Consider the following 13,255-nt stretch of genomic DNA (forward strand, 5'->3'; position numbering starts at 1 on the left):
ATCGGCCGCGGCGGCGGCCCCACTCACGAAGCGATTCTGGCCCAACCGCCGGCCACCGTGCGCGGGCAGATCAAATTCACCGAACAAGGCGAAGTGCTGTTTTACCGCTACAACAACATGGAAACCGCCATATACGAGTTGACCATGGGGATTACCGGCCTGATGAAAGCCAGTGTCAGCCTGATCCAGCCGGTCGAGCCGGACCGGGCCGACAATCTGGCCCTGATGAGCGAGCTGGCGCAATTGGGCGAACGCAGTTACCGGCAATTGACCGAACATACGCCGGGCTTTCTGGATTATTTTTACGAAGCCACCCCGGTACAGGAAATCGGCCAGTTGAACATCGGCTCCCGGCCGTCGCACCGCAAGAAGCAGGACCGTTCCAAATATTCGGTGCGGGCGATTGCCTGGGTGTTTGCCTGGGCCCAATCCCGGCAAACCTTTCCGGCCTGGTACGGTATCGGTTCCAGCCTGGAAAGCTACTGCGCCGGCAACCCGGAACGCTTGAACGCATTACGCGAGCTGTACAAAAACTGGCCGTTTTTCCGCAACCTGCTCAGCAACGCCCAAATGGCTCTCAGTAAATCCGACATGACCATTGCCGAGGAGTACAGCCGCCTGTGCAGCGATCCGGAGGTGGGCAAACGCGTGCACGGGCTGATTGCCGGCGAACATCGCCGCTGCGTGGATTGGGTGCTGGAAATCGCCGAGTGCGACCAGTTACTGGCGGAAAATCCGGAACTGGCGGCCTCTCTGCGCCGTCGTAACGATTATCTGGGGCCGTTGAATTACATGCAGGCCGGCTTGTTGCGCGCGCTCAACGAAGACGAGGACGCCAACGGCCAAAGCCGCTGGATGAACCCCTTGTTGCGCACCATCAATGCCATTGCGGCCGGCATGCGCAACACCGGTTAAACGCCGCCTTTAACGCCGGGCGAGGCTTAACCGGTCTCGCCCGGCGAACACCGGATCGCAAGAAAATACAGGTATAGACCTTTAAATTTCAGGGAGACGCGTTGTGACCGAACACCCGAAACCTTTACAGCGTTTGCTACAACTGGTACGGATAGAACGCAACGACATTACCACACTGGTCATTTACGGCGTGGGCATCGGTTTGATGTCGCTGGCCACGCCCATCGCGGTGCAGGCGTTGGTTAACACCATCGCCTTCGGCGCCCTGTTTCAACCGCTGCTGATATTGACCTTGGTACTACTGGTACTGATGGCCTTCGGCAATACCCTGGCGGCCCTGCAGTTTTATGTGGTGGAAATGTTACAGCGCCGCCTTTTCGTGCGCCTGTTCGACACGGCCGCCCAACGTTTGCAACAAGCCGATTTTAGCGTGCGCGACCACCACTATTTGCCCGAGCTCGGCAACCGCTTTTTCGATGTGGTGACGCTGCAAAAAACCGCCGCGGTCATGCTGCTGGAAACCCTGGGTTATCTGCTGCAAACGCTGATCGGCATGTTGCTGCTGGCGTTTTATCACCCGCTGCTACTGGCTTTCGACTTATTTTTAATCGCCATGCTGGCCGTCATTCTGTTCGTGCTGGGCAAGCGCGGCGTCGACACCGCCATCGAACAATCCAAGGCCAAATATAGCGCGGCCGCCTGGCTGGAAACGCTGGCTGGCCATAATTTTTTAGGCGGCTCTGCCCAAACGCAAGCTTATTTTCAGCAACAAACTCGGCGGATCGCCGTCGATTACCTGGAAGCCTGCAGCCAACATTTTCGCATCCTGGCCCGGCAAAACATCGGCGCCTTGGCGCTGCATGCCATCGCCAACACCCTGTTACTGGGTCTGGGCGGCTGGATGGTGCTGGACCGACAGTTAAGCCTCGGCCAATTGATTGCCGCGGAACTGGTGGTCAACGCCATGATATACGGCTTAACCCGGCTCGGTAAAACGCTGGATAATTTCTACGAGCTGCTCGCCGGCCTGGACAAAATCGGCCATTTGCTGGATCTGCCGCAGGAAGCCAACCAGGGCACGGCAGCGTTACCGACGAACCGCCCCTATCGATTAACGCTGCGGAATGTCAGCCTCCCGCAAAGCCCCCAGTTGGATCTGCTGGCAAACGCCGACTTAAACATCGCTCCGGGCGAAAAGGCGGTGATCAGCGGCGGCGCCGAACACGGCAGCTTGCTGGAACTGCTATACGGGCTGCGCGCTCCGTCCGCCGGCCACATCAGCCTGGACAACCAGGATTTACGCGACCTGAATTTAAGGCATCTGCGCGACAGCATCGCCTTGGTCCGCGCGCCGGAAATCATCGCCGCCAGCATCGCCGACAATTTGCGGCTGGGCCGCGAACTGGAATCCAACCTACTGCGGGAAACGCTCGCCCAAGTCGGCCTTTTGGAACAGGTCAATGCCTTGCCGGACGGCCTGCATACCCGGCTGGGTATGCAAGGCGCGCCGCTCAGCCCGGAACAATGCCTGCGGCTGAGTCTGGCGCGCGCCATGATCCAACAACCGCGCCTGCTGATGCTGGACCGCGTACTGGATAGTATCGATCTCGATCATTTACCCACGGTCATGGCTAGCTTGCTGGCCGCCGAAGCGCCCTGGACGCTAATCGTCATTAGCCGGCAACCGGCTGTCATCAAGGCTTGCTCGCGGCATTTCCGGATTGAGCAAGGCCGTCTGATCGAGATTGACTCCCGGCAGGAGACCTATTGATGCGCAACCAACCCCTCGACGCTTTGCTCGCCGAATTGGCGGAAACCCTAAGCCAAGCCCAAACTTTACCCATGGCCGGGCGTATCGCGCGTAATTTGCTGACACTGTTACTGATTTTGCTGGTATTGCTGGCGCTCACGCCTTGGCAGCAAAACGTGCGCGGCATGGGCCGGGTGGTCGCCTACGCGCCGGCGGAACGCCAGCAAACCCTCAGCGCGCCGGTGGACGGCCGAGTCAGCCGCTGGCTGGTCAAGGAAGGCGGCAAAGTCAAGCAGGGCGACGTCGTGCTGGAATTGCTGGACAACGATCCCTTGCTGCTGCAACGACTGGAAGCGGAACGCCAAGCCCTGCTTGGACGGCAAGCGGCTATCGATGAGCGGGTGGAGACTTTTCGTACTCAGCTGCGCATGGCCGAACAAGCGCGTCCGCAAGCACTGGCGGCCGCCGAATCGCGCATTGCCATGGCCGGACAGCGGCGCAACGCGGCCGCGCAAAGCCTGGATGCCGCCCAAGCCGCGAAAAAAACCGCCGGTTTGAATTTGAACCGACAACAGCAATTGCGCGAAAAGGGACTTTCATCGCAACGCACGCTGGAACTGGCGCAACTGGAAAACGCCCAACGCGACGCCGAAACCAATCGAGCCAAGGCCGCGCTGCAAGCAGCCGACAGCGAGATTCAAGCCTTGAATGCCGATTGGCGGAAATTGGCGGCCGACACCACCTCGTCCATCGAAAAAGTCCGCGCCGATTTGAATAAAGCCATCGAAGACCAAAATTATCTGCGCGCGGATTTATTGAAACTGGAAACCCGTCTGGCGCGCCAGCAAACCCAAACCGTTATCGCGCCGCAGGACGGCACCATCATGCGTTTGTTGGTAAACCCCGGCGCCGAATTGCTCAAAGCCGGCCAAGCCATCGCCATTTTGATACCCGATACCGAAGAGCGCGCGGTCGAATTATGGGTGGACGGCAACGATTTGCCCTTGATTGTCACCGGCAGTCGCAGCCGTTTGCAATTCGAAGGCTATCCCGCCATTCAATTCGGCGGCTGGCCGGAATTTTCCGTGGGTTCGTTTGCGGGCATCGTTTCCTTGATCGATGCCAGCGACGATGGCCAGGGTCATTTCCGTATCCTGGTAAAACCCGACCCGGGCGACCTGCCTTGGCCCGATGCGCGCTTTTTGCGGCAAGGCGTGCGCGTCAACGGCTGGGTGCTGTTGGGACAAGTCACGCTGGGTTATGAACTCTGGCGTATCTTTAACGGCTTTCCGCCGCTGGTTTTACCGGAACCGGAATTGACCAAGCAAAGCAAAGGCAAAACTTCCGCAAGCGATGACAAAAAAAGCCATGATTAAGCTATTGCCGCCTCTGCTGTTGTTGATGTATGTGGGCGGCGCGGCGGCGAGGGACGCTTCGCCGCTGACTCTGGAAGAAGTGCAAACAGCGGCGCTACGGGCATTTCCCGGCTTGCTGTCCACCGAGCAACGCAAACAGATTGCCGAGGGCGAATATCAATCCGCGGAAGGCGGTTTCGACACCGTGTTGAAAGCGCAAAACCGCTGGTCGGTGGCCGGCATTTACGAAAACAGAATGAACGATGTCGTCATCGAACAACCGACCTCCCTGTGGGGCACGACATTTTTCGGCGGTTGGCGCCGGGGCGCGGGCGATTATCCGGTCTACGAAGGTAAAAGCCAAACCGCCGAGGATGGCGAAGTTCGGCTGGGCGTGAACATTCCGTTATGGCGCAATCGGGAAATCGACAGCCGCCGCGCCAAACTGCAACAGGCGGAACTGGGCAAACTGATCGCCAGCCACGAGTACGATCAAGCCTTGCTGGACATTCGCCGCATGGCCGGCTTGCGTTATTGGGATTGGGTTTTGGCCGGGCAACGCGTAAAGGTGGCGGAACACTTGCTCCGGATTGCCGAACAACGCGACGCCGGCATCCGCCAGCGCGCCGCCGCCGGCGATATTGCCGACTTCGAAGCCCTGGACAACCAACGGGCTATTCTGGAACGCCGCGAGCGCCGGGTTGCCGCGCAACGGTTGCTGGAACAAAGCGCCATCCAGTTATCCTTATATTGGCGAGACGACGACGGCAACCCACAAATTCCCGTCCGCGAATTATTGCCCGCCGGCTTCCCTACTCAGGAGCCCGGCCTGAACATCGATCCGGAACAAGCCATGCTGTCGGCGCAACAGCAACGCCCGGAGTTGAAACGCCTGCAACTGCAAAAACAACAAACCGAAACCGAACTGGCCTTGCAGGACAATCAACGCGCGCCCGGCGTGGACTTTTCGGTGATGGGCGCCAAGGATCTGGGTTATAGCAGCCAAAAGATCAACCGGGACGAGTTATATCTGGGCTTGAATGTGGATATTCCCTTGCAACAGCGGGTTGCCGGCGGACGCCTCCAGGTCGCTTCCGCCAATTTGCAACGCCTGAAGTGGGACCGGCAACTGCTGGAAGACCGCATCAACAATGAAATAAAAGACAGCCTATCCGCAATAAACGCCGCTCGGCAACGGGTGCAACTGAGCCGGCAACAATGGCGGGCGGCGGAAAAACTGGAACAAGGCGAACAACGCCGTTTCGAGTTGGGCGAAAGCACCTTACTGTTTGTGAATTTACGCGAAATCGCTAATGGCGATGCGGCCATGATGGCGGCGGAAGCCCAAGCGAATTTGTTTAAGGCCCACACGGATTTTCAGGCCGCCGTGGGAACGCCTATTGAAATAACGGCCTTTCCGACCGAATAAGCGAGGTTTTCGCCATGAAATCGTTGTTGCCGAAAGCGCCGGCCAATCCGCTAAAACTGGCCAAAAATGTCGTCGTGGCCGGCTTTATAGCCAGCTGGGCAATCATGCCGGAATTGCTGTGGCACAAGCTCGGTTTTATTCTGCATGTTTTCTATGAAGTGGCCTCATTTCTGCTTGAAGAAGCCCTGATCCATGGCGCGGGCATGCAAAAATATTATGCTCAAATGACGGTGTTTTATTTTTTCTGGCTGTCGGGCATCGTGCTGTTTGCGTTTTTTTTGAGACGGTTACCGCATTTGATCCAAAAACTGAAAGCCGAATTGCATTTGTTTGCTTTAAGGCTGAAAGACCGCCTAATCGAAACCTGGCTGGCTTCCAGCCTCTGGCAAAAAATCAAATTCCTATCGTTTCAATTTGCGCTTATGGCCGGCGGAATCGTTTGGCTGCTGATTTAACACCCCTCATTATGTAAGCCTTGCCCTACAGCCGTTTATGTCATGGTAAGCTTTTGATGATAAACTGATCTTCTCGGAAATTTCCGGTTATTCAGCCGTATACTCCCCGTCAATCCAGGATTTTAAATGACCACCCAGCGCTCCGACTCCGGACTGCCCAGCATATTAAAAAAACTGGGCGAAATGACCGCCATCCGCGACACCTCCATGGTGGAACAAAGCTTATTACGCACGCTAGGCCCTTTGCTGGGGATACTGGAAACGGGGTTTTACCGGGTCAACGATAACAACCATATCATACGGGCACTGTATCACGCGCGGAAAGTGGTTGAAGACCACGGCAGCAAGCGCGTTGTCGACAATGTCGAAGAAGTCACCAACGAACGGCAGGTCTCCCCCGAGCTGCGCAACTTGTTCGACAGCGTGCGGTTACTGCGCAAATCCTGTTGCAGAAAGCTGGGAATGGACTTGCTGATCTGCTATCCGATTTTCGGCGAAAATCAAGTGCTGGGATATTTCGTATTTCAACGCGACCGGGAAGTCACGCCGGTGGAAGACGCCATCGTTCAAGGGGTATTGGAAGTTTTCACCAATTATTTTGCCTTGCTCGACAGCAGTCAGCGCGACCAGTTGACCGGTTTGCTAAACCGCTATTCATTGGAAGCCAATCTCGACCGGCTGTGGAACCTGCTCTCGGCGAAACTGCATACCGGCGACAAAAACGGCAATGCCCGCGTAAATTGCCCCGAATCTTATTGGTTGTGCGTACTGGACGTCGACCACTTCAAAAAAATCAACGACAGCTTCGGCCACATGATAGGCGATGAAGTTCTGATCATGGTAACCCGCCTGCTGCAGAGCGCATTACGCCAATCCGACCTCTTATACCGTTATGGCGGCGAGGAGTTTGTGGCCATTATCGCCGCCAACGACTTCGACTCGGCCAAGGAAGCCTTCGAACGGACCCGGGCCAGTATCGAAGCCTTCCACTTCCCGCAGGTGGGCCGCGTCACCATCAGCGGCGGATTCAGCAACGCAGACCCGAACGTATTGCCGCAAGAAGTCATCCACCGCGCCGACAGCGCCCTTTATGCCGCCAAGGATGCGGGCCGCAACCGTATTTTCGACTACGACAGCCTGATTAAACAAGGCATCTTAAAAGCCGCCGCCACCGGCACTATCGACTTATTTTAAGCCTCGGAGCCTCGCCGACTACCGGCAAAAAACGCTTCCGTATGTCCTATCCGGCCGCCGGCCGTGGAATACAACACGGCCCGGCTCGCCACGACACGGTGACAAAAAAATTCCAAATCTGCTAAATTCCCGCACCATTGAAGATATACCCCTTGTGCGTCAATCAATTTAAGTTTTGTAGGCAAAATATGACACCTGAAAAAATCAAAAAAAACCGAAAAAAAGTAGCCCTGGATCTGGATACCTATGAAAAACTCAAAACTTTTACCCGCTTTAACGGCCTGAAACTGCGTTGCACCGTCGATACGCTGGTTGACCTGATGCTGCAAGACGAAGCGCTCGGCAAACAAGTGGTCAAGCTGTCCCTGCAAAAACAGGCGGAGGAAGCGGACACTTAAGCAACCGGCGGCAAATCCGGCATAACCCCCAGGGCAATCGCGCTTAATTTCATTCGAGCCTTGCCCCGGAGGTTAGCGTCATAGGTCAAGGAAAAACCTTAGCCGCAGCTAACTCAATGGCAAGTTCCGCAAATCGTTATTTCGGTGGGGATTGCCGAAATCCGGACTGCATGGATAGCTTGAAGATAGCATCCATGGCATTGGATGCCCGCACCCCATCGAGCATGACGGCGTTTTCGGTTTTGCCGAAGCATCTTGCTACTCAGAAAACCTTATGCTCGAACCTTACCTTGAACGTAAAAATTTGTGCGGGGGCATTTCTGCCATGGGCCTGGGCTCACAGGCATCTTGAGCACATTACTTTGGACATCCAGGCGCGGCTTCCTTCCCGGCCCGATTTGCAGGCCATTAAGCCAAGATGTCATAATCCTTTCGAAATCGTTTTGTACGCTAGTTGTATAATTTTTAAATGCGCTTATCACCCATGAAAGAACCGCTTACTTCAACGCCTAGAGAATTATTGGAAATAGAACAACTTATCGACGACCTGATGGGCGACTTTCAACATCCCATCCATAACCGCAGGCATCCGCAACATGAAGACTGCGCCAAGGCCTTGGATAATTTGATAGAACATGCGGATAAATTGAGAAATCGCTGGCTGGTCGACTAGCGGCGCACGCTGTAGGACGTAAGCTTCACCCGCTCACCCAACCAAAACTCAACGCGGCATCCACCGGCTTGGTTTGAATACGCCGATACATTCCGGAACGGCGCAAAATCGGCCTGGCAGCCTGCCGCCGCGCCGATAGAATGTCCTCACCCGACTTAACCTTGCCAAGCCCCGATCGGAAATATGACGGCAAAATGAAACCGGCGGCAGGCATTGTCATGCAATCGACACATTGTTTTTTTACTATTTGCGTATTACATCGCGGTTTTGCCGTCGATCAAGATAGACAAATAGAGGACATTCGTTATGTATTCCAATGATTTCAAATTGACTTCCAGCGCCGTCATATTAGCCGCCCTGTTGCTGGCGGCAACCGATACAAAAGCCGGCAACACTTCGGAAAACTCCGGATTCCGGCTAAAAACGGACGCCAAAAGCTTCGGCAAGGCTGGGCTCGGCAATCCCAACGAGCACGCCCCTATCATTGCGCCCCTTGCTCGATCCAGGCTTTGATAATAGCCACATCGGCTTCCGCGAGCCTATGACCCTCGGCCATCGGCATGTCATTCCGGGTACCGGAAATAATGGCCAACAACGGGCTTTGGGCGCTTTGCCCGGGTACGATTAAAGGCGCGCCGGTTTTGAAATAATCCTGCCGCTGATCGGCCCGGAAATCCGCCCATTGTTGGTCCGGGCCATGGCAGGCAACGCAATGCCGCTGAAAAATCGGTGAGACATCGTCCCAGAACAACCGGCCGGACAGGGCTTCGGCGGCTTCAGCCATGGCCGGCTGTTGCTGTTCGATAGTTTGCCTGCCTTTAACTTGGAAACTACGCCAGGGCCGACCAATCTCGACAACATCCCGTTCCGCCAACCAAGCGAAACCGAAACATATCGCCGCAAAAACACCTATCACCCAAGCCGCACTGCGAACCAGCGAAGGCTGAGGGCTTTTCACCAAGCCGCAACGTTTGCCGATAACCGTTACCACCCAGTTCCAATGCAGCGCCAGATGCACGACCAGCACCGACATCAGCCCCAAACTGATCCAAAAATGAATATTGCCCCATTCATGACGGCTCAGTCCCCACAACACGTGGCTTTTGTTGGAGCCCGGCGGCAACGGAAAACGCAGCAAGTATCCGGTAGCCAACATGCCCAAAAACAGCACTGTGGCGATCAAATCGATCATGATGTTTACAACGGTCCGATTAGTACTCATGATGCCTCTCGCTTTGAAATACCCCCGAAAACTATCGCACGGAACCGCTGTAAACCGTTAACCAACGCCTAGCGGCGACTCAGGCCTTGCCGCAGCTAAATATCCAGAATGGCATCGAACACTGCTTGATCTATATATTGGGGGCTGTATTCAACACCCACTTGATCCAGCAAATCAACAAAAGCGCGTAAATGGCTTTTTGATCCTTCCAGCAAACTTTCATAGGTGGTTTTCAGCGGTAAATTAGTGGTTTCGGCAATAGCGTTACCGATATCCCGGATATCCATATCCTCGATGGTTGCCCCCACAGTCAGGGCGTCGACGTAAGACAATTTCCCGCGTGCGACCAGTTCATCATACAACGCCTGTAATTCGGGATTGGCGAAATCACCCACATCCGGCAAAGCGGGATCGATCAAACCGAACAACTCGATTTTCTTCAGTAGCGCATCCATATGCGCCTGTTCCGATTCAGCAATGTTAGAAAATATCGGCTTGTTCCAGACTTTATACAGGGTCAGGTAAACGTCTCGGGCAAGCTTTTCCTCTTCCCTCATCCATAGCAAGGTAGCTTCTTCCGTTTCTGTTAATACGGCGGCCGACGACCGGTTTGCCGTGGCGGGTTTTCCACCTGCCAGCACGGGAAATGCGCAGGACAAGGCCAATATCAGCCCGATTAGTTTCATAGCCATTTTCATACTTATTTACCTCGTTAAACGAAAAAGTGTTGGTTCATCCAAGTTGCGCGGCCGCCGTAATTCGGGCCGCCGCGTCCGGCTAACTCGGCTTATTGCCCCGGCAGCATTTGCTGAATCCGGTTCTGTTCTTGGTTCATTTCCCGGAACTGCTGTTGGCTACCGTCCTGATATTGGCCGGGATTCATTTGCCGCATCCGATTCTGCTCCTGATTCATTTCCCGAAACTGCTGTTGGCTGCCGTCCTGATATTGACCCGGCGTTTGCTGGTGTTGGCGAAGACGGGTGCGGTCGCGATCCATATCGCCACCGCCGCCTTGCCGCATGCCCATGCCCTGGCCTCCGCCCATGCCTTGACCCTGCATGCCCCCGCCACCGCCCATGCCTTTGGCCTGAATATTCAGCGCTACGGCCGATAACAGGATAAAAACGAAACTCACTAATGACTTTTTCATGACGATTTTCCTCATATAATTAACAAATGACTGCCGTCATTCATTGTTTTTGCTGTGCTTGAATAAGCTGAATCTGATAGGCCTCATGGCATACCGCGCAGGTGTTCAGTGTGGTACCGAGTTGCTGTAGGCTATGTTTCACATCCTTTCTAAATGCCGCATCGGCGGCGATGCGGTCGAAATCCTGATGAACCGCCATACCCAATTGCATAAACGCCGGCGGCAATACATCGTGAAGATGGTTTTCAGCCTTATGCCCCATATTCATACCCAAGGCGCTCGCTTGGCGCGCAACTTCCGCCATGTCTTCCGCGGCCAATGCGATAAGCATGGCCTGGGTACCGGACAACATCGCCCGCATTTCGCCCAGAACGTGCGCCCGCTGGGCCGCGGTCAATTCAATAACCTCCCGCCCGTCGGCCGCATCCGCCCAAGCGGTTCCATTGATAGCAGCCAAGACTAACGCAAAGCGTAAACCCGCCAGCGCGGATTTTTGCGGTCGGCCGAACAATCCCGGTAAGATGTTGCTTTTCATAATTTAGCCTCGTATATTAGATTTGAATAATATACTAGCAATAGAATGTTTCCATCTGTTTTCCAAGCTGTAACAATTTGTTTCAAATTGTTACAGCGGGTTCGGTTTGCCCCGCCGCCATCAACAATTCCAAAAGCAATCAGTCAATGAACAAACCTGAAGACAAACAACGCATACTCATTGTGGACGACGATAGCGCTCTGCGAGAATTGGTAACCGATTACCTGGGCATGAGCGGTTATTTGCTCCATACCGCCGGCGATGGCCAAGCCATGCGCGCCGTTTTAAACGAGCACAGCGTGGACTTGGTGGTGTTGGATCTGATGCTACCGGGAGAAGACGGCCTGACCTTATTGCGCTGGCTGCGCGAACAGCATGGGCCGCCGGTGATTATCGTATCCGCGCGCGGCGACGAAGTAGACCGGGTGGTGGGGCTGGAAATGGGCGCGGACGATTATCTGGCCAAACCCTTCGGTCCGCGCGAACTGCTGGCCCGAATTCGCGCGGTAATGCGCCGTAGCGGCGAACCAGAGCCGGCCGCGGACGAACATATATTGGTTTTCGGCCCGTTTCGCCTGCATCTCAACAGCCACGTCATGAGCCGCGACGGCGCCGAAGTGCCGCTGACCTTCGGGGAGTTTAACTTGTTGCGGGTATTTCTTGAACATGCCAACCAGGTGCTGTCGCGCGACCATTTGATCAGCCTGCTGAAAGGCTACGAAAGGTCGCCCTTTGACCGCAGTATCGATGTACGGGTGACCCGTCTGCGGCGCAAGATAGAACCCAAACCGGACAGCCCGATTTATCTGCGCACAGTCTGGGGCGAAGGCTATTTGTTCACACCGAAGGGCGAGGAAAATGCATGAGACGGCTGATCTCTCTGTTTCGCTGCACGGCAATGACGCTGGCTATCGGCCTGCTGATTTTCCAAATCGCCGCCGCGGCCGCCATGTTCGCGAATCTGGTGCTGCCGCTGGCTCATCGTTCCGCCGACGACTTGGCTGATTTACTGATTCTGTCGGCGCGTGTCTGGAACGACCTGCCGCCGGACAAACGCCCGGCATTTGAAACGGAAATACGCACTGAATACGGACTATCGCTGGTGCAACCGCAAGCCGGGCTAGCGGATGAAACCGGCTGGTATCCCTATATTCGCTTTTTGCGTTCGGCGCTGATTGCCCGCCTGCCCGGTCAATCGCCCAGCGTGTCGGAAGACGATCACGAACGGTTTCGCGTGGTATTTTCCTGGTCGGGCCGGCCGATGCAATTCGAATTTTCCAAAGACCGCATCACCCCCCGCCCAAGCCTAGCTTTAGCCTGGGTATTGCTATTCGGTATATTGGCGACACTGATCCTGGCCTGGCTGTTAGCGCGCCGGGTCACCGCGCCGGTGGCGCAACTGGCGGTAGCGGCGCGGCGGATTGCCAATGCCGGGCATGTATCGCCCTTACCTGAAACAGGCTGCGCCGAATTCGTCGAACTGGCGCGAGTCTTTAACGACACGACCCGCCAATTGCAGGCGCAACGCGAGAACCAAACCACCCTGCTGGCCGGCGTTTCCCACGACCTGCGCAGCCCGCTGGCACGCATGAAGATGGCCGTCGGCATGCTCGCGGAACAAAGCCCGTCTGCCCTTTTATCCCGCATGGAGCGGGACATTGCCGAAATGGACAATTTGATCGGCGCGCAGCTGGAACTGGCCCGCGCCCAGGAAGGCGAACCGACCTCGCCAGTCGACCTGGACGAATTGTTGCAGGAAGCAGTCGAGGCGGCGGAAGCGCAAGCCCCCGGCCGCGTGTATCTGCGTGCTACAGGCAGCATTTGTGCAGCCGAGATTGCCCCGGTAAGTTTTCGCCGCTGTGTTGGTAACTTACTGGAAAATGCCTTGCGTTACGGCGGCGAAGGCAACATACAAGTCGTGCGACGCTGCATCAACGGCGCGATATTTGTCGGCGTCCGCGATCGCGGCCCCGGCATTCCGGCCCATCTGGCGGAGCAAGTGTTTCGGCCTTTCTATCGGCTGGAATCGTCCCGCAACCGCATCACCGGCGGTAGCGGCCTGGGCTTGGCGATAACCCGGCAATTAACCCAAACGCAGGGCTGGAAAATAGCGATCAAGTCACGTTGGCGCGGCGGCACCAGCGTCTGGTTGCAAATAACATCGCCATAAGACTGGGCA

General features: G+C 55.8%; 15 protein-coding genes. 10 read left to right on the forward strand and 5 right to left on the reverse strand.

Annotation, left to right across the window (positions count from 1 at the left end; translation table 11 throughout):
* The 8 genes from NP596_RS07100 to NP596_RS07135 form a co-directional block, all read left to right on the forward strand.
* Window positions 1–915: phosphoenolpyruvate carboxylase (locus tag NP596_RS07100; protein ID WP_256614601.1), on the forward strand; the 915-nt coding region annotated here is incomplete at its 5' end.
* Between the two features lie 103 nt (window positions 916–1,018).
* Window positions 1,019–2,686 carry a peptidase domain-containing ABC transporter gene (locus tag NP596_RS07105; RefSeq protein WP_256614602.1) on the forward strand — a complete coding sequence of 556 codons (1,668 nt, stop codon included), beginning with the start codon at window positions 1,019–1,021 and terminating at the stop codon, window positions 2,684–2,686.
* Window positions 2,686–4,041 (forward strand): HlyD family secretion protein, encoded by a 1,356-nt coding sequence (locus tag NP596_RS07110; protein ID WP_256614603.1) that lies wholly within the window; start codon window positions 2,686–2,688, stop codon window positions 4,039–4,041. Before NP596_RS07105 ends, NP596_RS07110 begins: the two co-directional genes overlap by 1 nt.
* Window positions 4,019–5,449, forward strand: a complete 1,431-nt coding sequence (locus tag NP596_RS07115; protein WP_256614604.1) for a TolC family protein — start codon at window positions 4,019–4,021, stop codon at window positions 5,447–5,449. Before NP596_RS07110 ends, NP596_RS07115 begins: the two co-directional genes overlap by 23 nt.
* A gap of 14 nt (window positions 5,450–5,463) precedes the next feature.
* Window positions 5,464–5,904: a hypothetical protein gene (locus NP596_RS07120; RefSeq protein ID WP_256614605.1), complete on the forward strand. Its 441-nt coding sequence runs from the start codon at window positions 5,464–5,466 to the stop codon at window positions 5,902–5,904.
* A 126-nt stretch (window positions 5,905–6,030) separates the two neighbouring features.
* On the forward strand, window positions 6,031–7,098 hold the full coding sequence (locus NP596_RS07125) for a GGDEF domain-containing protein (RefSeq protein ID WP_256614606.1): 1,068 nt from the start codon (window positions 6,031–6,033) through the stop codon (window positions 7,096–7,098).
* A 188-nt stretch (window positions 7,099–7,286) separates the two neighbouring features.
* Window positions 7,287–7,496, forward strand: coding sequence for a hypothetical protein (locus NP596_RS07130; RefSeq protein ID WP_256614607.1), 210 nt, complete (start codon window positions 7,287–7,289; stop codon window positions 7,494–7,496).
* 484 nt (window positions 7,497–7,980) lie between these two features.
* Window positions 7,981–8,169 carry a hypothetical protein gene (locus tag NP596_RS07135; protein WP_256614608.1) on the forward strand — a complete coding sequence of 63 codons (189 nt, stop codon included), beginning with the start codon at window positions 7,981–7,983 and terminating at the stop codon, window positions 8,167–8,169.
* A gap of 254 nt (window positions 8,170–8,423) precedes the next feature.
* On the opposite strand, the gene NP596_RS07140 is transcribed toward NP596_RS07135, so the two are convergent.
* The 5 genes from NP596_RS07140 to NP596_RS07160 form a co-directional block, all read right to left on the reverse strand.
* Complete coding sequence (locus tag NP596_RS07140; RefSeq protein ID WP_256614609.1) at window positions 8,424–8,615, reverse strand: hypothetical protein; 192 nt, start codon at window positions 8,613–8,615, stop codon at window positions 8,424–8,426.
* 35 nt (window positions 8,616–8,650) lie between these two features.
* The gene (locus tag NP596_RS07145; RefSeq protein ID WP_256614610.1) at window positions 8,651–9,391 is read right to left on the reverse strand and encodes a DUF4405 domain-containing protein; all 741 of its coding nucleotides are present in this window, start codon (window positions 9,389–9,391) and stop codon (window positions 8,651–8,653) included.
* A gap of 95 nt (window positions 9,392–9,486) precedes the next feature.
* Entirely contained in the window at window positions 9,487–10,077 is a 591-nt protein-coding gene (locus NP596_RS07150; protein WP_256614611.1) for a DUF2202 domain-containing protein, read from the reverse strand.
* A 101-nt stretch (window positions 10,078–10,178) separates the two neighbouring features.
* Window positions 10,179–10,541: a hypothetical protein gene (locus tag NP596_RS07155; RefSeq protein WP_256614612.1), complete on the reverse strand. Its 363-nt coding sequence runs from the start codon at window positions 10,539–10,541 to the stop codon at window positions 10,179–10,181.
* A 40-nt stretch (window positions 10,542–10,581) separates the two neighbouring features.
* On the reverse strand, window positions 10,582–11,076 hold the full coding sequence (locus NP596_RS07160) for a hypothetical protein (RefSeq protein ID WP_256614613.1): 495 nt from the start codon (window positions 11,074–11,076) through the stop codon (window positions 10,582–10,584).
* Window positions 11,077–11,222: 146 nt separating this feature from the next.
* On the opposite strand from NP596_RS07160, the gene NP596_RS07165 reads away from it, so the two are divergent.
* Window positions 11,223–11,942 carry a response regulator gene (locus NP596_RS07165; protein WP_256614614.1) on the forward strand — a complete coding sequence of 240 codons (720 nt, stop codon included), beginning with the start codon at window positions 11,223–11,225 and terminating at the stop codon, window positions 11,940–11,942.
* A complete protein-coding gene (locus tag NP596_RS07170; RefSeq protein WP_256614615.1) occupies window positions 11,939–13,246 on the forward strand; it encodes a sensor histidine kinase in 1,308 nt (435 codons plus the stop codon). The genes NP596_RS07165 and NP596_RS07170 overlap by 4 nt, the downstream gene beginning before the upstream one ends.
* Window positions 13,247–13,255: the final 9 nt, after the last annotated feature.

Source organism: Methylomonas rivi (assembly GCF_024505165.1).
GTDB classification, from domain to species: Bacteria; Pseudomonadota; Gammaproteobacteria; order Methylococcales; family Methylomonadaceae; genus Methylomonas; species Methylomonas rivi.

Bases quoted from the DNA above. Each gene is read 5' to 3' on its own strand.
- NP596_RS07160 (WP_256614613.1), bottom strand. From the start codon at position 11,076: ATGAAAAGCAACATCTTACCGGGATTGTTCGGCCGACCGCAAAAATCC.
- NP596_RS07120 (WP_256614605.1), top strand. From the start codon at position 5,464: ATGAAATCGTTGTTGCCGAAAGCGCCGGCCAATCCGCTAAAACTGGCC.
- NP596_RS07150 (WP_256614611.1), bottom strand. From the start codon at position 10,077: ATGAAACTAATCGGGCTGATATTGGCCTTGTCCTGCGCATTTCCCGTG.
- NP596_RS07135 (WP_256614608.1), top strand. From the start codon at position 7,981: ATGAAAGAACCGCTTACTTCAACGCCTAGAGAATTATTGGAAATAGAA.
- NP596_RS07110 (WP_256614603.1), top strand. From the start codon at position 2,686: ATGCGCAACCAACCCCTCGACGCTTTGCTCGCCGAATTGGCGGAAACC.
- NP596_RS07130 (WP_256614607.1), top strand. From the start codon at position 7,287: ATGACACCTGAAAAAATCAAAAAAAACCGAAAAAAAGTAGCCCTGGAT.
- NP596_RS07145 (WP_256614610.1), bottom strand. From the start codon at position 9,391: ATGAGTACTAATCGGACCGTTGTAAACATCATGATCGATTTGATCGCC.
- NP596_RS07115 (WP_256614604.1), top strand. From the start codon at position 4,019: ATGACAAAAAAAGCCATGATTAAGCTATTGCCGCCTCTGCTGTTGTTG.
- NP596_RS07125 (WP_256614606.1), top strand. From the start codon at position 6,031: ATGACCACCCAGCGCTCCGACTCCGGACTGCCCAGCATATTAAAAAAA.
- NP596_RS07165 (WP_256614614.1), top strand. From the start codon at position 11,223: ATGAACAAACCTGAAGACAAACAACGCATACTCATTGTGGACGACGAT.
- NP596_RS07155 (WP_256614612.1), bottom strand. From the start codon at position 10,541: ATGAAAAAGTCATTAGTGAGTTTCGTTTTTATCCTGTTATCGGCCGTA.
- NP596_RS07170 (WP_256614615.1), top strand. From the start codon at position 11,939: ATGAGACGGCTGATCTCTCTGTTTCGCTGCACGGCAATGACGCTGGCT.